23 protein-coding genes are annotated in these 25,654 nt (G+C 57.3%); 19 read left to right on the forward strand and 4 right to left on the reverse strand.

All coding sequences use genetic code 11. The features are described 5' to 3' along the window. Positions 1 to 15: 15 nt before the first annotated feature. From HCI85_RS08420 to HCI85_RS08510, 19 genes are all read left to right on the forward strand, one after another. Positions 16 to 2,094, forward strand: a complete 2,079-nt coding sequence (locus tag HCI85_RS08420; RefSeq protein WP_167144032.1) for a type VI secretion system Vgr family protein — start codon at positions 16 to 18, stop codon at positions 2,092 to 2,094. After that, a complete protein-coding gene (locus HCI85_RS08425; RefSeq protein ID WP_167144034.1) occupies positions 2,091 to 2,933 on the forward strand; it encodes a DUF4123 domain-containing protein in 843 nt (280 codons plus the stop codon). The genes HCI85_RS08420 and HCI85_RS08425 overlap by 4 nt, the downstream gene beginning before the upstream one ends. After that, positions 2,930 to 3,676 (forward strand): hypothetical protein, encoded by a 747-nt coding sequence (locus tag HCI85_RS08430; protein ID WP_241693743.1) that lies wholly within the window; start codon positions 2,930 to 2,932, stop codon positions 3,674 to 3,676. Before HCI85_RS08425 ends, HCI85_RS08430 begins: the two co-directional genes overlap by 4 nt. Before the next feature lie 6 nt (positions 3,677 to 3,682). Next, positions 3,683 to 4,438: a hypothetical protein gene (locus tag HCI85_RS08435; RefSeq protein WP_167144036.1), complete on the forward strand. Its 756-nt coding sequence runs from the start codon at positions 3,683 to 3,685 to the stop codon at positions 4,436 to 4,438. A 7-nt stretch (positions 4,439 to 4,445) separates the two neighbouring features. After that, positions 4,446 to 6,599: a lipase family protein gene (locus HCI85_RS08440; protein WP_241693744.1), complete on the forward strand. Its 2,154-nt coding sequence runs from the start codon at positions 4,446 to 4,448 to the stop codon at positions 6,597 to 6,599. Positions 6,600 to 6,676: 77 nt separating this feature from the next. Then, positions 6,677 to 6,811: a type VI secretion protein gene (locus tag HCI85_RS08445; protein WP_167144038.1), complete on the forward strand. Its 135-nt coding sequence runs from the start codon at positions 6,677 to 6,679 to the stop codon at positions 6,809 to 6,811. A gap of 19 nt (positions 6,812 to 6,830) precedes the next feature. Continuing rightward, the gene (gene tagH / locus HCI85_RS08450) at positions 6,831 to 8,027 is read left to right on the forward strand and encodes a type VI secretion system-associated FHA domain protein TagH (RefSeq protein WP_167144040.1); all 1,197 of its coding nucleotides are present in this window, start codon (positions 6,831 to 6,833) and stop codon (positions 8,025 to 8,027) included. 5 nt (positions 8,028 to 8,032) lie between these two features. Next, positions 8,033 to 8,515 (forward strand): type VI secretion system lipoprotein TssJ, encoded by a 483-nt coding sequence (gene tssJ / locus HCI85_RS08455; protein ID WP_167144042.1) that lies wholly within the window; start codon positions 8,033 to 8,035, stop codon positions 8,513 to 8,515. Positions 8,516 to 8,518: 3 nt separating this feature from the next. Next, on the forward strand, positions 8,519 to 9,850 hold the full coding sequence (tssK, locus tag HCI85_RS08460; protein WP_167144045.1) for a type VI secretion system baseplate subunit TssK: 1,332 nt from the start codon (positions 8,519 to 8,521) through the stop codon (positions 9,848 to 9,850). Positions 9,851 to 9,852: 2 nt separating this feature from the next. Then, on the forward strand, positions 9,853 to 10,734 hold the full coding sequence (gene icmH / locus HCI85_RS08465) for a type IVB secretion system protein IcmH/DotU (protein ID WP_167144047.1): 882 nt from the start codon (positions 9,853 to 9,855) through the stop codon (positions 10,732 to 10,734). Then, positions 10,731 to 14,270, forward strand: a complete 3,540-nt coding sequence (gene tssM / locus HCI85_RS08470) for a type VI secretion system membrane subunit TssM (protein WP_167144049.1) — start codon at positions 10,731 to 10,733, stop codon at positions 14,268 to 14,270. Before icmH ends, tssM begins: the two co-directional genes overlap by 4 nt. After that, a complete protein-coding gene (locus tag HCI85_RS08475) occupies positions 14,270 to 14,998 on the forward strand; it encodes a PP2C family protein-serine/threonine phosphatase (RefSeq protein ID WP_167144052.1) in 729 nt (242 codons plus the stop codon). Before tssM ends, HCI85_RS08475 begins: the two co-directional genes overlap by 1 nt. Before the next feature lie 10 nt (positions 14,999 to 15,008). Next, a complete protein-coding gene (locus HCI85_RS08480) occupies positions 15,009 to 16,004 on the forward strand; it encodes a serine/threonine-protein kinase (RefSeq protein ID WP_176600620.1) in 996 nt (331 codons plus the stop codon). 54 nt (positions 16,005 to 16,058) lie between these two features. Next, positions 16,059 to 18,503 (forward strand): type VI secretion system tip protein TssI/VgrG, encoded by a 2,445-nt coding sequence (gene tssI, locus HCI85_RS08485; protein ID WP_167144054.1) that lies wholly within the window; start codon positions 16,059 to 16,061, stop codon positions 18,501 to 18,503. Positions 18,504 to 18,514: 11 nt separating this feature from the next. Further along, positions 18,515 to 20,272, forward strand: coding sequence for a peptidoglycan-binding domain-containing protein (locus HCI85_RS08490; protein ID WP_167144056.1), 1,758 nt, complete (start codon positions 18,515 to 18,517; stop codon positions 20,270 to 20,272). A gap of 2 nt (positions 20,273 to 20,274) precedes the next feature. Beyond that, the gene (locus tag HCI85_RS08495; protein WP_241693745.1) at positions 20,275 to 20,781 is read left to right on the forward strand and encodes a hypothetical protein; all 507 of its coding nucleotides are present in this window, start codon (positions 20,275 to 20,277) and stop codon (positions 20,779 to 20,781) included. A gap of 367 nt (positions 20,782 to 21,148) precedes the next feature. Then, positions 21,149 to 21,661 (forward strand): hypothetical protein, encoded by a 513-nt coding sequence (locus HCI85_RS08500; RefSeq protein ID WP_167144058.1) that lies wholly within the window; start codon positions 21,149 to 21,151, stop codon positions 21,659 to 21,661. 632 nt (positions 21,662 to 22,293) lie between these two features. Then, on the forward strand, positions 22,294 to 22,686 hold the full coding sequence (locus tag HCI85_RS08505) for a hypothetical protein (RefSeq protein WP_167144060.1): 393 nt from the start codon (positions 22,294 to 22,296) through the stop codon (positions 22,684 to 22,686). Positions 22,687 to 22,722: 36 nt separating this feature from the next. After that, positions 22,723 to 23,484 carry a hypothetical protein gene (locus tag HCI85_RS08510; protein WP_167144062.1) on the forward strand — a complete coding sequence of 254 codons (762 nt, stop codon included), beginning with the start codon at positions 22,723 to 22,725 and terminating at the stop codon, positions 23,482 to 23,484. 44 nt (positions 23,485 to 23,528) lie between these two features. Here HCI85_RS08510 and HCI85_RS08515 read toward each other — a convergent pair whose 3' ends face one another. From HCI85_RS08515 to HCI85_RS08530, 4 genes are all read right to left on the reverse strand, one after another. Then, positions 23,529 to 23,996: an FAD/FMN-containing dehydrogenase gene (locus tag HCI85_RS08515; protein WP_167144064.1), complete on the reverse strand. Its 468-nt coding sequence runs from the start codon at positions 23,994 to 23,996 to the stop codon at positions 23,529 to 23,531. Positions 23,997 to 24,012: 16 nt separating this feature from the next. Then, a complete protein-coding gene (locus HCI85_RS08520; protein WP_167144066.1) occupies positions 24,013 to 24,546 on the reverse strand; it encodes a DUF3299 domain-containing protein in 534 nt (177 codons plus the stop codon). A gap of 34 nt (positions 24,547 to 24,580) precedes the next feature. Further along, entirely contained in the window at positions 24,581 to 24,826 is a 246-nt protein-coding gene (locus HCI85_RS08525; RefSeq protein WP_090250808.1) for a GlsB/YeaQ/YmgE family stress response membrane protein, read from the reverse strand. Between the two features lie 68 nt (positions 24,827 to 24,894). Continuing rightward, entirely contained in the window at positions 24,895 to 25,653 is a 759-nt protein-coding gene (locus tag HCI85_RS08530; RefSeq protein ID WP_167144068.1) for a substrate-binding periplasmic protein, read from the reverse strand. Position 25,654 lies beyond the last annotated feature (1 nt).

Below are 25,654 nucleotides of genomic sequence, written 5' to 3' on the forward strand. Positions count from 1 at the left end.
CTTAAGGAGAAGAGCATGTTCAACGCCGCCAATCAGACCCATTTCAGCCTGAGCATCGAAGGTGCCAGTCACGATCTGCAGGTGCTGGAATTTACCGGCCGTGAAGCCATCAGCCAGCCGTTCGTGTTCGAGCTGGAGCTGATCAGCGAGCGCCCCGATCTCGATCTGGAAAGCCTGCTGCACCAGCCAGCCTTCCTTGCCATTAGCCCCAGCGGCACCGGCATTCACGGCCTGATCTACCGCATTGCCCAGGGCGACTCCGGGCAGCGCCTGACCCGCTACCACGTCACCCTGCGCCCGCAGTTGGCCTATCTGGCGCACCGCATCAATCAGCGGATCTTCCAGCACCTGAGCGTGGAAAAGATCATCAGCCAGGTGCTCGAAGAGCACGGCATTCAGAGCAATGCCTACAAATTTCAGTTCGGCCCCAGCGTCTATCCGGAGCGCGAATACTGCGTGCAGTACGACGAAAGCGACCTGCACTTTATTCAGCGCCTGTGCGAGGAAGAAGGCATTCACTACCACTTCCAGCACAGCGAACAAGGCCATGTGATGGTCTTCGGCGATGACCAGACGGTATTCCCGAAATTGGCGTCCACTGCGTACCAGCAGGATTCCGGCCTGGTTGCCGACGACCCGGTGATCAAGCGCTTCGCCCTGCGCCTGGAAACCCGCAGCAACCGCGTAACCCGCCGCGACTACAACTTCGAAAAACCCAAGCTGCTGATGGAAGCGGCCTTCAACAGCGAGTTCCAGCCCGACCTCGAGGACTACGACTACCCCGGTCGTTTTGTCGAGCGCGAGCGCGGCAAACACCTGGCCAAACGCAACCTGGAACGCCACCGCAGCGACTATGAGCTGGCTAGCGGTGAAAGTGATCAGCCGCTGCTGGTCAGCGGCCACTTCCTCAACCTCAGCGAGCATCCGCGTGATGACTGGAACCAGCTCTGGTTGCTGACGGAAATCAGCCATGAAGGCAAACAGCCGCAAGTGCTGGAAGAGTCGGTCACCAGCCACACCCAGGTCAGCGACGGCTTCCAGCAGGGTTACCGCAACCGCTTCAGCGCCACGCCATGGGATGTGCTGCATCGCCCAGCGCTGAAGCACCCGAAACCCAAGGTACTCGGCAGCCAGACCGCCGTGGTCACCGGGCCAGCGGGTGAAGAAATCCACTGCGATCAGTACGGCCGGGTCAAAGTGCAATTTCACTGGGACCGCGAAGGTCAGGCGGATGACACCACCAGCTGCTGGCTGCGCGTGTCCTCCAGTTGGGCCGGCGATGGCTACGGCGCTATCGCCATCCCGCGCATCGGCATGGAAGTGCTGGTGACCTTCCTCGAAGGCGATCCCGACCAGCCGCTGGTTACCGGTTGCCTGTACCACGCAGCCCACGTCGTGCCCTACGCGCTGCCAGCAAACAAGACCCGTAGCCTGTTCAAAACCCTGAGTAGCCCAGGCGGTGGCGGCTACAACGAGCTGCGCATTGAAGACAAGAAAGGCGCCGAACAGATCTATCTGCACGCCCAGCGCGACTGGGACGAAAACATCGAGCACGACCAGAAGATCCGCATCGGCCACGAACGCCACGACACGGTCGAAGCCAACAGCTACAGCCAGTTTCTCGCCGAAGAACACCGCACCACCCACGCCGACCGCAAAGTGGAAACCCGCAGCAACGACCACCTTACCGTGGGCACCACCCAGCATGTGAAAGTCGGCGTCGGCCAGTTCGTCGAGGCCGGTAACGAAATCCACTACTACGCCGGCAACAAAGTAGTGATCGACGCCGGCATGGAACTCACTGCCAGCGGCGGCGGCAGCTTCCTCAAGCTTGATCCAGGCGGCGTCACGCTCAGCGGAGCGACGATTAAGATCAATTCGGGGGGGGCGCCGGGTAAGGGTTCGGGCATCGCGATTCTGCCGCCCACTATTCCGGGCGCGGCGGATCAGGATAAAGCCGGAGAAAAACCTCAGCTCGCCTTGGCCAACGTCCAACTGCAGATGGCCCGCAAAGCACGTCAGATTGGTGCAAGTCGCTGCCCGATTTGCGAAGCGTGCAGAGAAGGCTTCTGTGAAACGGGAATTCGCGCATGATCGAAGTAGCTCAAAGCTGGATCGCCGAACAGCTTGCCCAGCAACGCGAACTGCTGTTGATCGTCGACCGCCTCGCCGAACCGGACCCAATCAAGGCACTGTTCAGCGCGGACCTGATGCAGGACTACGTCAACCTCTACCAAGGCACCGAGTTCGCCGATATGGCGGATGTCGGCCCTTGGCTAGTTCGGTTACACAACCCAGATGCCGAATTTGTACAAACGCTGCTCAATACACCTGAGAGTGACTGGGGCTGGCTGGCCAGCGCAGAACACATTGATCTAGCAGCCCTCAGCCAGCACTGGCGCGAACGCATATTGATTGATGAGCAAGAGCAACGTGCGCTTTACCGCTTTCAGGACAACCGCGTAATCGCCCGCCATCTTGCCGAACTCAGCGAGACGCAACGCCCCTTGCTGCTGGGGCCATTAAACAGCGCTCTATGCTGGGACGGCCAAGCCTGGCAAGGCATCCACAACCCGCGCCCTGATTTATACCCAGCCCCCTTTGAAAAGCCCTGGCAGGAACTTACCGAGCCAGAGGCCGTCACCCAGGCAATCCTGCGTCATAACCTGGAGCAGTGGCTCTGGCAGAACCACAGCACTGCAACCGCCCAGCTAGCCGAGACACAGTCCCTGAGTAGCTGGTTGGACGCGCAACTTGACCAAGCCAAAAGCTGGCGATGGCAGTCATTGGAACGCATTCAGTTCCTGCTGCGCTATCAACTCGACCCTGCGCTCGCTGAACACCCTGCGTGGGCTCCCGTCGAGAATGAAACAGCGGATGCCCACTTCGCGCGCAGTAGCGAAGAGCTATTTACAGCGAGTGCTCAAGCATGACCTTTGCGCTCAACAATCTTCAGGTTCATCGCCTGTTCTGGATCAGCATGCTTGGCCTCTCGCTAAGTGCGTGCAGCTCACTCAGCCCGCTGGGCGGTGAGCGTTTTACCTTGGAAGGTGAGCTGCCGGCCGACTTCTCACTCAAGGCCCAGGCCCACTATGGCGTGGCCAATGGCTGTGACGGGCGTAGCCAGGCCAAGTCGTTCGAAACGGACTTCCAGAGTGATCCGCAGCAATATCAATTCACCATTCCAACCAGCTATCGCGAAGGGCTGTGTGAAATGCGTTTGGCCAGGGTCGGGCTATTTATCCATGGCCGCTATGGCGACAAGGACTGGCAACAGACCTACGACAATGGCGGTTTGGTAATAGTCGACAAACTCCCACAGGGTGCGCCAGCTTTTCAGTCCGACGGGACGCTTACCAAGCAGGCCGAGTGCTCATGGACATTTCAAATCAGCAAGCTCTATCTAGAAATTTCAAAACTACTGAGTTGTAACGGTGTAGGTGTCCATCTGGCCCGCGATGGGCTAGCAGGTAAAACCGTACAACTGGGATTTAAGGTGAGCGCAGATGAGCGCCCTTATATGAATGGTTATTGGCTAAAAACCAAGCCCGGTTGGAAACCCTGCACTGGTCGCTGGGGAACTAAGTTCGAAGAGCTCTGTACAGAGCCACCACAGTTCAGAACCTTCGAGATGAATGGACGTGAATGCACCGTTTACCCTAATTGCACGGAGTGAGCAGGAATGAAATTTCCCATTAAGCCCCAACATCTGCGCGCACTTTTGTGGCCCGGATTGCTTGGCCTCTCGCTAAGCGCATGCAGTTCACTAAGTCCTCTGAGCGGCGAGAGCTTTACCTTGGAAGGCAAACTGCCCGCCAACTTTTCACTCAAGGCCCAGGCCCACTATGGCGTGGCCAATGACTGTGACGGGCGCAGCCAGGCCAAGTCGTTCGAAAGTGGCTTCCAGAGTGGTCCGCAGCAATACCGTTTCACCATACCGGTCAGCTATCGCGAAGGGCTGTGTGAAATGCGCTTAGCCAGGGTTGGGTTGTTTATCCATGGCCGCTATGGCGACAAGGACTGGCAGCAGACCTACGACAATGGCGGCTTGGTGATCGTCGACAAACTCCCAGAGGGTTCACCCGCTTTTCAGTCCGACGGCACGCTCACCAAGCAGGCCAAATGCACATGGCTGTTCCAACTCAGTAAGGCACATGCTCGACAAGGGCTGATTAGTAAGTTGCTGACGTGCAAAGGCTCAGGCACGCATGTAGTAGGCAATGAACTACCAGATAAAACCGTACGGCTGGATTTCACACTGAGCAGTGATGAGCGTCCCTATATGAATGGCTATTGGCTAAAAACCAAACCCGGCTGGAAGCCCTGTACAGGTCGCTGGGGAACTAAGTTCGAAGAGCTTTGCACAGAGCCACCACAGTTCAAAACCTTCGAGATGAATGGACGTGAATGCACCGTCTACCCCAACTGCACGGAGTAATCCAAGGATGAATGACTCGGTTAAACCGACAACAATGGACTGCCCACTTCGCCGCGACTGGGTCAGCTTTCGTTTAGTAGATGAGCATGGCGATGGCCAGCCTTATGCCGGACTCGCTTACCAACTACATGACAGCCAAGGACAGATATACGCAGGCACATTAGACGGTGATGGGTATGCTCGCGTGGAACAGTCATATTGTGGGCCAGTTGTACTAGCCCTTTCTGATAGCTATAAAGGCGGAGACCAATGGTATGCAGGGCTTGCTCGTCGAGATAAGTTCTCGCTGCCTCTAACCGCCTTACAAGTAGCCGCCGAGCAATCCCCCACAGGCCCTCGCCATACAAATGGTAAAACCTACCTGGCAGAAGAACGCGCTACGCTTGAAAAGGCTAGGTTCCTTCGGGTCGAAGTCAGTGATTTTGCCGAAGCCACCAAGCACCTGCCGGACAGCGATAGCGGCTGGTCGCCACGCCCTTCAGCCGTACTGAAACAAAGCGCGGGGCTTGCAAAAGATCAGCCTGGCGCAGCCCTGACGCCCAACCTACACCACGTGTTGGAAGTGAAGGCGCTGCGGGCATATAGCCCTTTGCTCTCGCGTAGCAAAAACTTCTGCGCATTAAATGCCTACCACTTGGCTGTGATGAGTGCATTTGTCTATGCCCCCTTTGGTAAGCGCACGGTGCCCGATGAACCCTATGCCTCATCAGCACCGCCATATGAGCTGGGCGGCACCATTGGCCATGTGTTGCGCGAGCAATTGGCGCGTCTGGTCAAACCAAGCCGTTTTAATGATGCCAAGTACCACCTGCTCTGCGAAGAAGTGCCCTACTCCAAGCGCCTTGAGGTAATGCCGCACGATCCAGTGCGTTATGCCGCAGAGACAACTGAAGGTTGGAACAACCCCGAGGACGTGCACTTTCTCTACCACAAAAAATCAGAAACCCAGGCTTTTATCACCCATAGCGACAAGCTGGTCTTGATTACCGTACGCGGCACCCAAGAAACACCCGACATTCTTCGTGACCTGGATGCACGCCAGGTGCCTTATGCAGAAGGCGACGGCCAAGCGCATCGAGGCTTTTATGAAGCGTTCCTGGCTACCAAGTCTTTCGTTGAGCGTTACTTAGAAGCCTTCTTCACTGGTGAGCAAACAGTGATTGTCTGTGGCCATAGCCTAGGCGGTGCCATAGCCCTGCTACTAGCCGAGTGGCTACGTCGCAACTGGTCTAAAGATATCCAGCTATACACCTTCGGCTCTCCCCGCGCAGGCGACCGTGCCTTTGTTCAAAGCGCTGCAGCCCTGACTCACCACCGCCTGGTCAACCATAACGATCCAGTACCTGGTGTGCCGTTTACATGGATGGATGCGGAGTGGAAGCTCGCCTTACCCGGCACAGTTGCGCTGTTCAGCTCGCCACTTGCGGGCATCGCATTGTTGCTGGGCGGGCTGCTGAACCTGCGTGGCGATCCTTACGAGCATCACGGCGAACAACGCCACTTTATGCCGCGCAAACCGAATGCCGGCAGTGAAGTAGCGATCCTCTGGCAGCCAGGCTGCGCACTGATCGACGAGCAGGCCTGTGCAAGCTATGCCGGCGCAGTGGACCTTGAAAACGATATGCCCAAGCGCAAATCGCTGATTGGTCAGGTGCTCTCTGCGGCTGAACACTCCAGCGATGGCGGTTATAGCCGCTCAATGCTGACCACCCTGCTGCGCTGGAATGCCAGTGTTGAACAGCGTAATGGCGCGCTATTCACCTCAGAAGAGATGCAAGACATCCAGACCCAGGTGCAGCAGGCCGAACAACAACTGGCCAATTGGCAGCCACGCAGCTTTGTCGAATTCCGCCGTGAAACACGTCTTCGCCATGACACGCGCTTCTACAACAAGTCGGATCTGGAGTTACGCCAGCTCTATCACGAAGGCATCACTTTGGCGCGCCAGCTCAGCAACGAGCAACGCGAGGCACTGATACGTGCACGCAATCGTTTGCTCAATCAGGCGCATCGACCACTGACTCGTGAAGACGTTTTCGGCGATCTATCCCAACGCACCGATCTTGCAGAGCTGGTCAGCGAATGGCGCGCGATAGGCGCAAATACGCAGGCTGAAAAACTGGCCAAGATTCCAGTAACCGATGGGCGGGCGTATGCGTAACAGCGTCGATGGCATCAACGACAGTCTGCCCGGAAACTTCGAAAATCGTCCCGTTTCAACTAGATAAGGACCGTCTTATGCACCGCTACACAGCTACTGCCGCCCTGCTCGCCCTGGCCCTATGCCTCACCGCCTGCAGCGGCAATTACAAGTTCAACGATGACGAATATCGCCCCCTGGGCGAACCGCAAGCAGTGAAACGCGGCAACTGACCGCAAGGAGTTAACAACCATGGAACTGGTCTTCGATGTGGTCAGTGCACAGCAGTTCGTGCCAGGTCTATTGACCACCAAAACCTTCAAGCAAGCCGGCGGCATTATTGGCCGGGCGGAGGAATGCGACTGGGTGATTCCGGATCGCAAACGTGTGCTGTCCAGCCGGCATGCCGAGGTGAGCTACCGCAATGGCGCCTTCTATCTGACCGATACCAGCAGCAACGGTATTCAGCTGAAAGACAGCGGCGCCAGCCTGCGCAAGGGCGAGGCCCAGCGTATCGAGCATGGCAGCGTGTATTGCTTTGGCGATTTCGAGCTGCGTGCGCGGCTGATTCAGGACCCGGCCATGTTTGCTGGCGATATCGGCCGTGCCCAGCCCGCTGGCAGCATCATTCCGGACGATGCCTTTCTCGACCTCGATCCGCTGACTGCCATCGACCAGCAGGAGCGTGTATACGCCGAGGTCGATGATCTGACGGCGATTCTGCGTCCGCATAACGTGCAGGCGCAGCAGCGCGACTACGCGCAGATTGATGAAGAAAACCTGCTGGTGCCGGCTCTGGTAATGCCAACGCCTGAGCCGCAACCCAAGCGTGCGCCGGAACCGGTGCGACTGCCGCCAACCTTCTGGGAAAAATTCGGCGAGGCCCTTGGAGTCAAAATCGATGACCTCGATGACGATGCCCGCGAAGCCCTGGCCATCCACAGCGCCAAGCTGCTTAAGCAGAGCATCGGCAGCCTGCAGCAAAGCCTGCGCACCCGCAGCGAGCTGAAGAACGAACTGCGCCTGGCTCTGACCACCGTGCAAAGCGCCGGCAATAACCCGCTCAAGCACACCGCCGACAGCAGTGAAGCGCTGAGCGCCCTGCTGCGTGGCGGCAAGGCCGGGCAACTGAGCGCCGAGCAGACCATCAGCCGCAGCTTCCGTGATCTGCAGGCTCACCAGGTGGCGCTGCTCGCCGCCAGCCGCGCGGCGGTCAAGGGCATGTTCGAGCAACTGTCGCCGGAGCAGCTGAGCCTGCGGTTCGAGCGCGAAGGCCGCAAGCCGCTGATCGCCACCGCTGGCAGCCGCTGGCGCGCCTACCGTCGCCTGCACAGCGCCCTGGAGCAGAACGACGACTGGAGCGACCGCCTGTTCGCCCGCGACTTCGCCAACACCTACGAAGAACAGGTTCGCCTGATCGCCACCCTCAACACCGACGTTCAAGGATGATCTCCATGCACCCTTTCACCTGCCTGGCCCTGTTGGCCGCCCTGCTCAGCCTGACTGGCTGCGCGGCGCTTTCGCCCTATTCGGATATGACCAAGCTCGACCTGACGCTCAACGGCAGCGATGAGCTCAACCCGGATCTCAATGGCCGCCCCTCGCCGATCGTCCTGCGCCTGATTGAGCTGAAGCACCCGGTGGCCTTTGAGACCGCCGATTTCTTCTCGCTTTATCAGCGCCCGAAAGAAGCCTTGTCGCCGGACATGGTGGTGCTCGAAGAGCTGGAACTGCGCCCGGGCGAGCAGCGCGAAATGAAGCTTTCGGTACAGCCAGGCAGCCGCTATGTCGGCGTGCTGGCGGCCTATCGCGACCTGCCGGAAAGCAACTGGCGCGTGGTGATTCCGCTGCAAGAGCAGGAACGCAACAGCAGCGTGCTGACCCTCGATGCCCTGGGCATCAAGGCCCAGGACGACGCCAACAAGGAAGAGGAATAAAACATGGCCATGCACAAAGTGGTCTGGCAGGAAGGCATGCTGCTGCGCCCGCAGCACTTCCAGCAGAACGACCGTTACTACGACTACCAGTTGAAAACCCGCACGCAGAAGCTCGACAGCTATGCCTGGGGCTTTTTCGAGCTGGAGATCGACCGTCAGTTCCTCAATATGGGCAAGCTGGTGGTGAGCAAGGCCAGCGGCATCCTGCCCGATGGCACCCTGTTCGACATTGGCGCCGAACGCGAGCCGCTGGCCCTCGACGTGCCGCCGAACACCGGCAACACCCCGGTGTACCTGGCCCTGCCGCTGGTAACCGGCAACCATATCGAAAGCCGCCGCCCGGAGCAGCAGGATGTGCTGGCGCGCTTCACCGCTTTCGATGAGGAAGTGACCGATTCCAACGCCGGCGACAGCGCATCGAGCCAGGTCAGCTGCGGCCGTCCGGATTTCCGCCTGCTGCTCGGCGAGCAACAGAGCGACCAGGCCTACGTCAAACTGCAGCTATGCGACGTACTCGATACCACTCCGGACGGGGTGATCAGCATCGACCCGGAATTTATTCCGACCTACGTCAACTTCCAGGCTTCCGGCTATCTGCTGAGCTGCCTCAAGGAAGTGATCAGCATGCTCGCCCACCGTGGCGACATTCTGGCCGAACGTATTCGCGCCACCGGCAAGGTCGGCGGAGCGGAAGTCGGCGACTTTATGATGCTGCAGCTGATCAACCGCTTCGAGCCGGTGCTGCGCCATTACCTGGGTATTGAGCAGGTGCACCCGGAGCAGATCTACCGCGAATTGCTCGGCCTGCTCGGTGAGCTGGCGACCTTCTCCAGCGAGATCAAACGCCCGCGCCTGGACAGCCGCTACCTGCACAGCGATCAGGGCGTGAGCTTCCGCAAGCTGATGGATGCAATCCGCCAGGTGCTGTCGATGGTGCTGGAACAGCACGCCATCGAGATGCTGCTGCAACAGCGTCAGTACGGTATTCAGGTGTCGCCGCTGCACGATCACAAGCTGCTCGCCACCTCCACCTTCGTCCTCGCCGCCAGCGCCCAATGCGACTCGGAAGAGCTGCGCCAACGCCTGCCAGCACACCTCAAGGTCGGCCCGGTGGAGCAGATTCGCCAACTGGTCAACCTGCACCTGCCAGGCATCAAGGTCAAACCGATGCCCGTGGCACCACGGCAGATCCCCTTCCACTCGGGGAAAACCTACTTCGCCCTGGAACTGGGCTCCGAGGAACTGGCGCAGCTGGAACGCTCCGGCGGCTTCGCTTTCCACGTGTCCGGCGAGTTCTCCGGGCTTGAGATGAAATTCTGGGCGATCAGGAACTGACGATGACTACCAAGGAAATGGAATACGGCCAGGACGACAAAACCGTCATCCTCAACCGCAAAGGTGATGCCCCCGCGCACAGCCCGCTGACTGACTTCGCCGCGCCGCCGAAATTCGAGCAGCTGGAAGAGCGCATGATCTACGCCGCGCGCCTGCGCCCGGCCGAGAGCTTCAATATCAGCCTCAACCCGTTGGTCGCTGCCGCCGCCACCCTGCTCTCGGAAGTGGTGCGTCTCAAGCACAGCTTCGACAGTGAAGACATGCACGCCCTCAACCAGCGCCTGTCCAGCGCCATCAAGCTGTTTGAACACCGCGCCCTGCATGAAGGCGCGGAAAGCAGCCAGGTGATGGCCGCGCGTTACGTGCTGTGCACCGTGGTCGATGAGGCCGTGGTGACCACGCCCTGGGGCAACGAGAGCGAATGGTCGCAGATGAGCCTGCTGTCCTCGTTCCACAACGAGACCTTCGGCGGCGAGAAGTTCTTCCAGCTGCTCGAGCGCCTGTCGCGCAACCCGGTCAAGCACCTGCCGATGCTCGAACTGATGTACCTGTGCCTGTCGCTCGGTTTCGAGGGCAAGTACCGCGTGCTGCCGCGCGGCATGCTTGAGCTGGAAGCGGTACGCGACAGCCTCTATCGGCAGATCCGCCAGATGCGCGGTGATGTGCCGCGCGAGGTTTCGCCGCACTGGCAGGGCCTGAAAGACACCCGCCGGCGCCTGGTGCGCATCGTACCGTGGTGGCTGGTGGCGCTGTTTACAGTGGTTTGCCTGGTGGTGATGTACAGCGGTTTTGCCTGGGTCTTGGGCGAGCAGCGCGAAACGATTCTGCAGCCGTACGAGCAACTCGACCCGTCTGCGGGTGTAAGCATGGATGATCTGAAATGAAGCCTTTTTTCGGCAAGTTAGCCGCATTTTTCCGCAAGACCTGGGTATGGAGCCTGTGTCTGGTATTGGTCCTGGCGCTGCTGGTGTGGTTTGTCGGCCCGCTGCTGGCGGTCAACGATTACAAGTTCTGGGAATCGGCCACCAGCCGCCTGCTGAGCATCAGCGGGTTGTTCCTGATCTGGGGCCTGGCCATGGTATTCGCCAGCTGGAAAGCCACCGCCCGCAAGCAGGCCGAGGAAGACGATGCCGACGCCCAAGAGCGCCTGCGCCGCGAAGGCCTGATCAACGAAGAGCAGCTCGAGCTGCGCAATCGTTTCAAGCAAGCCCTGCACACCCTCAAACGCTCCAGCCTGTACCGCGGCCGTAGCGAAAAATGGCGCAATGAGCTGCCCTGGTACCTGCTGCTCGGCCCGCAGAGCAGCGGCAAGACCAGCCTGCTGGACTTCTCCGGCCTGGATTTCCCGCTTAATCGCGGTGACCAACAGCGCCTGACCAAGGACGTTTCCGGCACCCGTTATGCCGACTGGTATTTCGCCGACCACGCCGTGCTGATCGACACCGCCGGGCGCTACCTGACCCAACCCGACCCGGCCATCGACAGCCGCGCCTGGGACACTCTGCTGGGCCTGCTGCGCAAACGCCGCGCGCGCCCGCTGAATGGTGTACTGGTGAACATCCCGGTGGAGCAGCTGCAAGGCGGCAGCGAAATCGAACTGGAAAACCTGGCCCGCCAGACCCGTCAGCGTCTGCAGGATATTCACCAGCGCCTGGGTGCCGATGTACCGGTGTACCTGGTGCTGAGCAAGGCCGACAAGGTGCTCGGCTTCGATGAGTTCTTCGACCAGCTATCGCGCGAAGAAAGCGATCAGGTACTCGGCGCCAGCTTCCGCAAGGAACAGAACGCTACTGATGTGCAAGTGATTCGCCAGGAATTCGAAGAACTGCTGCGCCGCCTCAACAGCCAGGTGATCCTGCGCATGCACCAGGAGCGCGACACCCAGCGCCGTGGCCGCATCCTCGATTTCCCACACCAGTTGGGCTTGCTCGGCGAGCGTCTGTGCCTGTTCAGTGAGCTGGCCTTTAGCGGCAACCGCTACCAGCGCGCCAGCCAGCTGCGCGGTTTCTACCTGACCAGCGCGCCGGAACTGAACGACCAGCTCGACCCGAGTACCAGCAGCATCGGCCGCAACCTGGGCCTGTCCAGCAGTGCCCTGCCGACCTTCCGCAGCGGCCGTGCACGCTTTATCAATCACCTGCTCAGCCGAGTAATCTTCCCCGAAGCCGACCTTGCCGGCCTCGATCAGAAGGAAGTCCGTCGTATCGACTGGGGCCAGCGCGCCATGTATGCCACCGCTCTGGTGGTGCTCGGCATATTCGGTGTGGTCTGGGCCGGCGGCTTCTCTGGTAACCACGGCCGCCTGGAGCAACTGCGCGACCTCGCTCAACAACTGACCCAGCAACACAACAGCCTCGGTACTCAGGATGATGCCCTGCGCACTCTCAAGGCGCTGGACCATAGCTACGCCGCCACCCAGGTGTTCCCGCCGGTGGATGAAGTGTCCTACCTGCAACGCGGCGGCCTGTACCAGGGCGAGAAAGTCAACCCGACGCTGCAACAGGCCTACCGCGCCGAGCTGGAAAACCTGCTGCTCAGCCGCGTCGGGCGTCAGCTGGAAGCGCAGGTCCGCTCCAATCTGGGTGACCGTGAGCGCCTGCTCAACAGCCTGCGTGCCTACCTGATGCTCAATCTGGAAGAGCGCCGCGACAAGGCCTTCCTGCAGGAGTGGCTGGCGGCCGACTGGTCGCTGCGTTACGCCGGCAACAGCGTCGGCCAGCGCGGCCTGAATGAGCACTTTGAGCGTCTGTTGTCCGAGTCGTTTGCACCCTACTCGCTGAATGAGCCGCTGGTGGCCCAGGCCCGGCAGATCCTGCGCAGCGAGTCGCTGGCCAACGTGGTCTACCGCATGCTGCGTGATCAAGCGCGCAGCCTGCCGGAATATCGTCTGAGCCAGAAACTCGGCCCGCAGGCTGGGCTGTTCATTGGCAGCGACTACGCCATTCCGGGTTTCTATACCCAGGTTGGCTACCAGAAAACCTTCACCGCCAAGGGCGCCGACCTGGTGCGCGACCTGCTGCGCGACAACTGGGTGCTTGGCGAAGGCGACACCCTGAGCTCGGGCGACCTCAGCCGTCTGCTGGTGGAAATGGAGCAGCTGTACTTCCGCGATTACGCCAACTACTGGGGTGAAGCCCTCGCCCAGCTGTCGCTGGACCCAATCGGCAGCGCCGGCCAGGGTGCCCTGCAGCTGGCCGGCCTGACCGCCGCCAACTCGCCGCTGCTGCAACTGCTGGTGGAAGTACGCGACAACACCCGCTTCAAAGGCATGGCCGAAGCCGCCGATGATGCCGGTGCCGCCGCCGAAGCGCTGGAAGGTGCCAAGGGCAAGCTGGGCAAAGTCGCCAAGCTCGCCGGTGCTGCCGCCGAACAGGCGCAAGCGGCACTGGTGAAAAACCTGCCGGACACCGCGCGTAAAACCCTGGAGCGCCGCTTCGAACCGTTGCACCGTTTGCTCGATGACAACGGCGGCGCCGGCCCGGAACTGGCGATGACCCTGCAAGCGCTGGATGCTCTGCAATTGCAACTGGCCAGCCTGGCTCATGCCAGCGCACCGGAACAGGCGGCGTTCGAGCTGGCCAAGGCGCGCATGGCCGGTCAGCGTGATGCGATCAACCAGGTGCGCAGCAATGCCGCGCGCCTGCCGCAACCGGTCGGCAACTGGCTCGGCCTGCTCGCCGAAGACAGCTGGATGCTGGTACTCAACGACGCCTACCACTACCTCAACCAGCGCTATAAGAGCGAGCTGTACGCCGCGTATGACGGCTCGTTGAAGCAGCGTTATCCGTTCAGCGCACACAGCGAAAGCGACGTGGCGATTGCCGATTTCCGCGAGTTCTTCAAAGCACAGGGGATTGCCGAACGCTTCTTCGACAACTACCTCAAGCCATTCGTCAGCGGCACCGCCGGGCAGTATCAATTGCGCCGTGTAGATGGCCGTGGCCTGCCGTTGTCACGCGAGTTCCTGCTGCAGATGAGCCACACCCAAACCATCCGCCGCAGCTTCTTCGCCGAAAACCCCAACGAGCCGAAAGTGCTGTTCAAGCTCGAACCCTACTCGCTGGACTCCAGCCTGGGTCGCGCCGATTTCCGTTTCGGCAACCAGCAGATGGAATACCGCCACGGGCCAATCGTGCAGACCGCCTTCAGCTGGCCGGCCGAAGCCAACGAAGGGCGCACCAGCCTGGTGGTCGAAGAGCTCGGTGGACGCAAAGTGGGTATCGAGAAGAACACCGGCCCCTGGTCGCTGTTCCGCCTGCTCGACCTGATGAGCGTGGACTACCACAGCGGCCGCGATGTGCTGATGCTCAAGGCCGACCTCGGCGGTCTGCGCGCCAACTATCTGTTGCACAGCCAGCGCTCGCCAAACCCGTTTGACCTGGACCAGCTGCGCAGCTTCAAACTGCCGGCCACGCTCTGATGCAGGAGGTTGCCAACCTCTGGCGCAGCGCTGCGCGTACCGACACCGGCAAGGTGCGGGCGCGCAACGAGGATGCCTTTCTGGCCCTGCCAGAGCAGGGCCTGTGGGTGGTTGCCGACGGCATGGGCGGGCACCAGAACGGTGCCCTGGCCAGCCGCCTGATTGTCGAGCAGTTGGCCGAGCCGAGCGCGGGGGATTTGCCGCAGCGTCTGGATGAGCTGCGCAAGCGCCTGCATTCGCTCAACCGTCGCCTGGGCCAGGAGCTGACGGTTACCGCCGCCCATCCGGACCCGGTGATCGGCAGCACGGTGGTGGCGCTGCTGATCGAGGGTGACCGCGCCGCCTGCGTGTGGGCCGGCGACAGTCGTTGCTACCTGTGGCGCGGCAGCCGGCTGTATCAGCTCAGCCGCGATCACTCGCTGCTGCAGCAACTGATCGATGAACAGCAACTGAGCCCCAGTGAAGCGGCTCGGCATCCAGCAGCACATGCCCTGACCCGCGCCATCGGTGCCAGTGACGAGCTGAAGCTGGAGATTCTCGAACTCGATGTGCTGCCCGGCGATGCCTTTCTGCTGTGCAGCGATGGTCTGTACCAAGGCGTGTCCGTCGACGACCTCTGTGCCGCACTTAATCTGCCTTCACCGCAACTCACGCTTAATCGTTTGTTCCAGCAGGCTCTTGACGGCCCGGCGCGGGACAACCTGAGTGCGGTGGTGATTCGCCGATGAGGACTCACGGATGAGTGAACAGCTGCTCGACGAACTGCAGCTGGCCAGCAGCCCGGCCAGCGACCTGACCTACTTCGCCCTGGCCGCGACTGCAGCCAAACCGGCAACGCAAGCCCCGCGCGAAGTACTCAGCGAACTGCCGGAAGTGCTTGGCGGCCGCTACAAGATCGAGCGCCTGCTCGGCGTCGGCGGCATGGGCGCGGTGTATCGCGCCCGTGATCTGCTACGCGAACAGTTCGGTGACCCCGAGCCGTACGTAGCGCTGAAAACCCTCAGCGATGACTTCGCCGAATACCCGGACGCCAACTCGCTGCTGTACAGCGAGTTCGCCCTCACCGCGCGGCTTAATCACCCGCATGTGGTGCGCCTGTTCGGCTTCGAGGTGGATGTGCCGAGCCAGCGCGCCTTCCTCACCCTGGAGCTGCTCAAGGGCCTGACCCTCGACCAGTTGCTTAGCGAACGCCCCGAGGGCCTGCCCTGGAGCGAATTGCAGGAAATCACCATCGCCCTGCTCGATGCCCTGAGCTATTCGCACAGCCTTGGCGTGCTGCATGGCGACCTGAAGCCCAGCAATGTGATGCTCGCCGAAGACGGCCTGCGCCTGTTCGATTATGGTCTCGGCCAGCCCGTGGAAGGTCTGTTACCCGGCCTGCCGCGCCTGTGTCGCAACCGCTTTACCGCCTGGACGCCGCGCTACGCCGCCCTGGAATTGCTCGACGGCGCGCCGCTGACCGCCGCTGCCGATGTCTATGCCGTGGCCTGTGTGCTGTATGAGCTGGCCAGTGGACGCCACCCGTTCAGCCGGCAGAGCGCCAAACAAGCCAAGGCCATGGAGCTGGATAAACAGCTGCAACGCCCCGAGCAGTTACCGGCGCATTGCTGGCCCGCCTTGCGCACCGCGCTGGCATTCGATGAAGCGCAGCGCAGCATCAGCTGCGCGCAGCTGCTTGCGATATTTCGCCAGCCCACGCCCAGCGGCTGGCGGCGCTGGCTAAGGCGTAGTTGAAGGCAGCACGCGCACAGCAGCATCAATGGATGATCTTTTAACAAGGAAATGACTATGTTCAACCCGGCCAATGAAACCCACTTCAGCCTGAGCATCGAAGGCCTTGAGCACGACCTGCAAGTGCTCGAGTTCAGCGGCCGCGAAGCCATCAGTCAGCCCTATCGTTTCGAGGTGGAACTGATCAGCGAGAACGCCGAGCTGGATCTGCAAAGCCTGCTGCATCAACGCGCCTTTCTCGCTTTTACCCCAGACGGCTTGGGCATTCACGGCCTGATCTACCAGGTCGCCCAAGCCGAATCCGGCAAGCGCCTGACCCGCTACAAACTGAGCATCGTGCCGCAGCTCAGCTACCTGGCCCTGCGCACCAACCAGCGGATTTTCCAGCACCTGACGGTGCCAGAGATCGTTGCCCAGGTGCTGCAGGAGCACGGCATCGCCCTTGGCGGTTACCAATTCCAGCTCGGCCCAACGGTTTATCCCAAGCGCGATTACTGCGTGCAGTACGACGAAAGCGATCTGCACTTCGTCCAGCGCCTGTGCGAGGAAGAAGGTATTCACTACCACTTCCAGCACAACGAGCAGGGCCATGTGCTGCTCTTCGGCGATGACCAGAGCGCCTTCGGCAAACTCGGCCAGCCCACCGCCTACCTGCAGGACAACGGCATGACCGCCGATGAGCCGGTGATCAAGCGCTTCGCCGTACGCCTGGAAACCCGCACCAGCCGCATTACCCGCCGCGATTACGACTTCGAGCAACCGCGTCTGCTGATGGAAGCAGCCTTCAAGGAAGATCGCGATCCCGAGGCCAAGCCGCTGCCGGACCTTGAGGATTACGACTACCCCGGTCGCTTTGTCGACCGTGCGCGTGGCAAACACCTCAGCCAACGCAACCTCGAACGCCACCGCGCCGATTACCGCCTGGCCGAAGGTCGTGGCGATCAGCCGAAACTGCTCAGCGGGCACTTCCTGGAACTCTCCGACCACCCGCGCCAGGACTACAACGACCTCTGGCTGCTGCACGAGGTGATTCACCAGGGCAAACAGCCGCAGGTGCTGGAAGAGTCGGTCACCAGCCATACCGCAGCCAGCGACGGTTTCCAGCAGGGCTACCGCAACCACTTCACCGCCACCCCCTGGGACGTGCCCTTCCGCCCGCCACTGGCCCATCCGAAATCCAAGGTGCTCGGTAGCCAAACCGCCGTGGTCACCGGCCCAGCAGGTGAGGAAATCCACTGCGACGAATACGGCCGCATCAAGGTGCAATTCTTCTGGGACCGCGAAGGCCAGGCCGACGACAAAACCAGCTGCTGGCTGCGCGTGGCCTCCAGCTGGGCCGGTGATGGCTACGGCGGTATCGCCATCCCGCGCATCGGCATGGAAGTGCTGGTGACCTTCCTCGAAGGCGACCCCGACCAGCCGCTGGTAACCGGCTGCCTGTACCACGCCGAACACGTCGTGCCCTACGACCTGCCGGCTAACAAGACCCGCACCGTGTTCAAAACCCTCAGCACACCAGGCGGTGGTGGCTACAACGAGCTACGCATCGAAGACAAGAAAGGCGCCGAGCAGATCTACCTGCACGCCCAGCGCGACTGGGATGAAAACATCGAGCACGACCAGAAGATCCGCGTCGGTAACGAACGCCACGACACCGTCGAAGCCAACAGCTACACCGAGCTCAAAGCCGAAGAACACCTCACGGTCAAAACCGAGCGCAAGGTCGAGGTCAAACCCGACGACCACCTCACCGTCGGGCAGAACCAACACATCAAACTCGGCACCGCCCAACTGACCAAAGCCGGCCGCGAAATACATCTTAAAGCCGGGCAGAAAATGGTTATCGAAGCCGGCACCGAACTGACGCTCAAAGCCGGCGGCAGCTTTATCAAACTCGACCCCGGCGGCATCACCCTGCTCGGTCCCCTGGCCAAAATCAACGCCGGCGGCGCACCGGGTAAAGGCTCGGGGATCAAGATCAAACCACCGGTACTGCCGAGTGCGGCGGATAGCGATAAGGCGGGGAGTTTGTTGGATGAGGCGTTGGTGAATGCGGAGCCATTACCCCCGCCAGAATCCACGAAAAAGAGTTTCCGTATTCAGATGAAACGTCCCTACGAGAAAAAGGGGATCGGAGGCCAACCGTATGTACTGGAGGTCGATGGAGTGACCTATGAAGGCATGACATCTGCTGATGGCTTTGTAGATCAACCAGTTCCGCCAGCTGCAAAAAAGGGGAAGCTTACGTTCTTCCCGTTTGGATCTAATTCACAACAGTGGATTTGGGAACTTGATTTAAGCGTGCAATCTGACGCTTCGGACATTAAAGGTCTTCAATCTCGATTAAAGAACCTTGGTTTTTATAATGGGAGGATTGATGGTGAAAATGGTCCGAAAACTAAATACGCCACTCGCTGCTTCCATCGCTCTTGCGAACTAACAGATAAAGATTATCTATCTGCTGCTGATATAAAACGGCTACAAGAACAGCACATTGCGTAAGGACGGAAGTAATGATCTATGGAAATTTTGACCTCCGCCGTGGCGATCACGATGGAAAATCTGCGCAGAATAAACCTCCACGATGGGCGGGGAGTGATAATCCAGTTTTAACTGTAATTAATGCCGAAACAGCAGCAGCATTTTTAGGCAGTAGCGCAGCACTCACTGTTCCTGAACACGTTAGAAAACTTCAGGAAGATCTGGTAGCACTAGGGTTTTCAATAGTTGGTAAGCCGGATGGCGGATTTGGTATTCGCACGGGATGGGCTGTCAGAGAGTTTCAAATATATGCATCTATGAATAAAATTGCATGTGTGAGGCCAGAAAAGCAGGGCCAGCTTTTACTAGATCACTCAGGATCTCCGGTAAAAATAAATAATTTAGATGTCTATTTTGACAGCTCCGCTGCGATTGTCGCTCAAGCGGGAAAGGCGCCGACCGTAAGTGGCTCTACAACTGCTCCTGCAAGTTACTATGTTGATAGTCTTCAGTCTGTAGATAATGCAGCGAAATACGATGGACCAATAAGCGGAGTCGTGAATGAGAAAACAAGAGCAGCTATAGAATATTGGCTGGATAACGATTACAGGTGTCCGGTTATATTTGAAGCCTGGACGATTAGTCAAGGTGTCAGAAGTAACTTGGCCGAATCAGGCTGTAATATATGGGCAGAAAATGGATTTACCACTGGAGCACCGAGAGTATTGGTTAGAGACTTCTCGGATTACTTTGAGTTTCCAACTGGTCGAGCTCAAGTAGACTATCAATCTGTGGGGTATTACCAGTCGGGTAGCTTTGGTGGGCCAAATGCAACAAAAGCACACAGCTGGTCTCCTGAAGCAGATATGTCGGTTAAGAACATAACAGGCTCTGAAGTGAATGCTACCCAGCTTAATACACCTGCTTTATCAACATATCGCACCATCCGCGTGGTAGCAGAAGCAGAGTGTTTTGGATGTTTTGATGTATTGAATGCTTGGGATAATGCGTTGATCTCCGCCGGACCTTGCCACTGGACCATGGGGCTCTTCAAAGACGGGAAATATGGGAAAGGAGAATTTGTCGGATTTATTGCTTACCTCAAGAATAGGAGTAACGAAACCTTCAATAAGGTTTTTGGGGGCTTTGGCTTGTACCCTATACATGATTGGGGTGCCCCAAGCTTATATGCGGATGATTTGAAGACCTATTCCGGCTGGGTCAAGCTGACGAATGATACCTTTGTTCAAGGCCAACAAACTCATGCGGATACTGAGTTTGATGAGCTGGCGAAAACAAAAGAAGAAGCACATTATTTAAAGACTTGGCATTGGTTTTACAGAATGAGTATGGCTGGCAGAACATTGCAAGATTACAAGACAGCTATGTGGTCGATGGCTAAGGTCCGATTGACAGATATCTTGGAAAAAGAAGTCACTTTCCATGTAGGAACCGTTACCGTTACCAGTACCTTAGGTAAAGTATTTACTTCAGAAAAGTCCGTGGCCATTCTTCTTCGATGGCATGTGTATCGACCATCTCATGTTGTAAATGATGACTATGAAAAAATTACTCCGGTAATACAGCAGGCAGTTAGTGGAACTGCCGGTGTCAACTGGTCATTGGCGGTGGCAGCCTGGGGAGATGCTCATGAGACGGCGTTAACAGGGAAGCTGCTATCTGCGGCAGCTGCTATTAACTCTACGATCACCGCAAGTATTGCCTTTGGTGAAAATCAGTCTCAGGGCGCTGTTAGAACAGGTAGAAATACCTTCGTATTGGAAGTATAACTATGAAATACATATTTGCTTCTCTGATGTTTTCCCCTATGGTCAGCGCTGCCACTGTAGATGTATGTGACTCTTCTGTGGGTGTGAGACACTTTATTTCAAAATGGTCCGAAGGTGGGGAACAGGTAGATACGTTATCGAGAGTTAGTGGCGAAAAAATTTCTGTCCAAGAAGGGAAGGTCGTTTATAACAACGACCTCAATGGTGATGGGGTTAAAGACTTTATATTTTCCTCCTATGCTAGTGAAGGATCTAGCAAGGACAGAACTTATGGTTTTCTAATTCAGTGCAAGGGTTATTTGAAATTTATTGGGGGCGATTACTTTGCTCGAATTGAGGTCTTGGATAGATCCCCTGAAACTGTTAGCGGATTCAAGGAAATTCAGATTCATTCCTATAAAAGAGATGGTGAAGGGAATATTCGCTATAAAGGGAAAGAAGCATTAACCACGCCTCATACATGGACATTTAACCCGGAAACCAAAAAATATGAAGGAAAATCAGAATAGTTAAGCGAAAGAAACGTTTAGCAGTAAATTGGCGGGTATTTTTAGCTAAATTTAAAAATAGATGTTCTGTTTTTTAGGCCGGAATTAAATAGGAACGGACTTATTTTCTATAGCTGGTAGAAGCTACCGAACAAGGAAATAATGTGTCAGCATCATTAACTTTGAGAGAGCCTTATCGTCTTGAGATGGAACTGATCAGCAAGAACGCCGAGTTAGATTTACAAAGCCTGCTAAATTAACTGCTGGATGAGGCGCTAGTGAATTTTCTGCTCAATACTGATAACCAACAGCAGAAATTTTTCCTGCGTTCTGAATAGCGGTACCAATGCCTAACTGCCACACAGGTTAAGTAATTCTAGAGCACACTATGCAAGAACACTCTATAAATTATCTTTTGAACAAAACCACTATTTTCATGAAAAAATACCTAAGCCTTATCTCATCACTTTTTACATTCTTTTTAATATCCGCCTGTAGCACTTCACAAGCAAACAAACTAGAGCCATTTGATTTTAAGGATGCCACTCGGAAATTCAGAGATCAGCAGCATGATACTCCGGGCGTATGGTATTGCGGCTACCGCAAACATAAAACATCTGAGAACGCCGTGACCCAACAAGCACTAATGGTAGAAATCGACGAAAAATATCTTTATATAAAAAATAGAAACAACATCATCGAATTAATTCGAACACTAGAAGATAACGAAACAATATATTACACCAATACATCACCACCCATCAATGCACGTATAAAGTTACTAAAAATCAGTAATTTTAGCGAGCATCAAGAGTCTCATGATCGCACAGTAGAGGTCGAAGTTAGCACTCCGGAAAATAAATATTCACTGCAACTACTTGGCAAAAGCTGCGGGATATAACAACCCAATAGATATTTATTATTGTGGAATACCGGACCACTCAAAACAGTAGTAACACACTAGTCAATATAAGCTACAGGGTGACCTTACCCCCCAGCTAACAACCTATTCATGCTAGCCCACCATGAAATTAATCGTTATTTATAAAAATTGCGAAAGTTGAGAGAAGGGTATTTAATCGTTCAATCCATATTAAAATTTAGAGAAACCCATTCCTCCAGAAAGAAATTGATCTTTAGGGGTACACCGTAGTCTACCAAGCAATTAAAACAGGATATTTTTGCGACGACTTTCAATATTAAAATTTACAAATAACACAACCGCTAAATTAACATAATTAAATCGTATCATTTTTCTCGCACTACAACTTCTACCTTTAAAGCCCGCCCAATAATTCGCCTGGTACCGCCTAACGTTAAACGCGAAATCATCAGTCAGCCCTATCGTTTCGAGGTGGCGTTGATTAGCAAGAACGTCGAACTGGACCTGCAAAGCCTGCTACTTCAATGCCCCTTTCTAGCCTTTAACTGGACGTGTTGGCACTCGACGAACACAAAGATTCAATCCACATACAAAAAACATTTAAAAGACATCAAATCCCGTTACGTCAATGAGTTCGAGGCCAACAAGAAATGAACAAAGCTCTGTATTCAGCCCTACTCCTTCTCGCATTTTTTGGTTACGCCGCATGCGCCAATCAACCAGTAGAAGAGTCATTCACGGCGAGGTCAAATCTAGAAGAGTGCTCTTGCTATAGATATCTGACCGAGCTGGTGAGAAGCAGTAATTTTCCGTTCAAATACGTAACCAAAGAGAAAACTGACTTATTGATCGACAATGACACCGGCGACAGCGTGATGGCCCAGTTGTTTTTCGATACAGACGGCACCGGCACTATCGGCTGGGTTCAGTACAACGTGACCCAACGCCAACTATTAAATATTTCAGGCGATGTAGAAGAGCCTGAAGAACTAACTTTCGATACATCGTTCGCTACAGAATATGAAACGTGCATAAACCGCTGAAATACGATCTCAGTTTTTATTGATGGAGCCGTCGCTTTGCCCTACGTCATTCCAATGACCTTACTGCTAATGCTTGTGCTGGCAACCCCCGCACAAGCACAGGCGACACCCCTCACATTCGATAGAGGCGGCAGCACTGAAACCTATCGTGCGGACATGGACACCGGCGAGTTGACGATCAGTCGGGGAACGGAAACCAAGGTATTCGCAGATCTCGTTGGCTACGCAGGCCAGACGACCAGAGCTCTGGTCTCCTTCAACGGGGCTCCCGCGCTGGTCTATGAGAACTCCGGATCAATTAGTTCTTTCGAGGTGTTCTACACCCTCGCGCTAAAAGAAAAAGTTCCGGTCATCGATTGCCTGTACGGCAATATCCGCAATGGGCAGAACGGTGTCTCTATACGCAAGGCTGTGTGCAATCTGAATAAGCCGCTGTCGAGCGAATACCAGGACCTGATTTCCAAATACTCGGACAAGTGGATCGAAGCCTCCAATGCAATATCCCTGCAATCCGTTATGGCGGAGCCCTCTCAGCCAGCCGATGCGCCTCTTGGCCGCCTAGGCGAGGTTGATGTCGTATTGCGCTACAGCACGGTCGACGAGCTGATGTCCGCTGCCCCGAAAACCATCGCGACGGCGGGAGCGAAAACCCATGAGGTGAGCAACGGCAATGCGTACTTCGTTTATGAGGCTGATGGCATCACGCCGCTGGCGCTGGACGTGGAGACGGACCCGGCCGCACATACGCTCAAACGCCTGACAGCAGCAGAGCTGCTGCGCAGCATCGAAGCCAACTGAGTGGCTCCAAGCTGATTACGCCAACGCGCTGAGCGAAAGGTTAACTAGCGCCCCACCGCCTTCAACGCCTGCGCCAACTCGGTAGCATCAGTAAAACTGTGCTGCCCCTGTAGCTGGCCCTGGCGCAGATCGAGCCAAAGTACGCTGGCATTGTCCGCCGGGTATCGGGGTGCAATGCGGGCGTCGCGGTCGAGGAGGACGCGGTAGTTGTAGTCGCGCATTTTGGGGATGGCGAAGAGTTTGCCGATGATGCTCGGCATGCGGCTGATATCGGCGAGAAACACCGTGTGGCGCTGCTCCAGATAGCCCTTGGGCTTGCCCTCCAGGGCGGCGTCAACGAGTTTGGCGGCGTCCATGCTGCGGGCTACCAGCAATACTTGCAGCTGATCGTCCAAGGTGTAGGCCTGGTCATGCTGATCGAGCAGGGTCCAGGGCGCCAAACGCTCACCGGTTTCCAGGGCCATGCTGGTGGCGGAGAACAGGCACAACAGCAGAGCAATAGCGGCTTTCATGGTGGGCACTCCGGCTTTATAGGTCGTCATCGGTCACCACTCTAACCAGATCCGCCTGCATGGCATATGCGGCATCCGCCAACTCGTTGTTGACCTGTTCAATCTTCAGCGTACCGCTGACCCAGAGCGGGGCGTAGATGTCTTCGAGTTCGATGCCTTTGGGGTAGCGCACCAGCACCAGTTGATTGGGCGGTGGCGGCGGTACGTGGATGCAGGCGCCGGGGTAGGGAACCAGGAAGAACAGCGTGCTGTGGCCCTTGCTGTCGGTTTCCAGTGGCACGGGATAGCCGCCCAGGCGCACCGCCTTACCATCGAAGGCGGCGACGGTTTTCGTCGAGTACATCACCGCCGGCAAGTTCTGATCCTGCTGCTTGAGGCCGCCGGGGTTATAGAAGCCGCTGTCCTGCTCAAGGCCTTGGTGGCTGATCTCGGGCATGTCTTCCAGGGCCTGGCGGTCTTCCGGTGGCATCAGCTCCAGCCAATCGGTTTCCGGCAGTTCGGCACAGGCCAGGGTGCTGAGCAGCAGCAGAGGTAACAACAGGTAGCGCATCGTTGGGCTCACAGGGCAGCGAAGTGACAGGGCCTTAGCCCTTTTTAACAGCGCCGTAGATTACCAGCAGCACCACCGCGCCGATTACTGCACCGATAAAACCAGCAGACTCGCCCACCTTGTAGATGCCCAGCGCCTGGCCGCCATAGGTCGCAGCAATCGAGCCGCCGACGCCCAGCAGGATGGTCATGATCCAGCCCATGCTGTCGTTACCCGGCTTGATAAAGCGCGCGATCAGACCGACGATCAAGCCGATAAAAATGATGCCAATAATGCTCATGCGAGCCTCCTCAGTGGACGGTGGGATTTGCGACCGTTGATCTGACCACGGGAAATGCTGGCAGTTCGCTACTCTTCGGTCTCGGGTGGCACGACACCGTGGCGGTGGTAGATGCGGGCAATCTCGCCACTCTCGCGCATGCCGCGCAGCGTCTGCCCCAACTGCTCGTAGAGGGTCTTTTTGTCACCCAGATAGTGGCGCTTCGAGGCACCGAAATAGTTACCAACGGATTGCTCGTACTGGTAGTCGGCATAGCTGTAGTCGCTGAAGCCAATCTTGTGGAACTGCGCCTCGATGGCTTCGGCATCCAGCACCACCATCACATCCAGGCGCCCGGCACGAAACATCCCGGCCAGCAGGTAGTCGTCGGTGGCCAGGCTTTTTTGCAGGCTGTTGTCGCTGTCAAACGGGTCGAAGTAGGCGGTGCCGCGTTTGACCCCGATCACCTTGCCCTGCAAGTCGGCATAGCTGCGCAGGCTGGCCTGCTGACCGGTCTTGACGATAAAGCGGATGCTTTTGCGCTGGGTACCGATGGACGGCAGAAAGTGCACGTAGTCCTTGCGCTCGGCGGTGAACAACACGCGGGGGGCTAGATCAATCCGCCCGGATTTGAGGTCTTCCAGGCTGCGCACGAAGGGCACGTAGCGCCATTCGATTCGCGCACCGACGCGTTGCGCAGCCGTATCCAAGACCTCAATCAACGGGCCTACGGGCAGCGCGTCGATGGCCTGCATCTCTGGCGGGCGCTCGCGGTAATCGGCGCGAAACACCTGTTCGGCATGGCATAACGGCAGGAAGAATAGAGACAACAGCAGTAGACACTTCATG

This window comes from Pseudomonas sp. OTU750018 (assembly GCF_011636575.1).
GTDB classification, from domain to species: domain Bacteria; phylum Pseudomonadota; class Gammaproteobacteria; order Pseudomonadales; family Pseudomonadaceae; genus Aquipseudomonas; species Aquipseudomonas peli.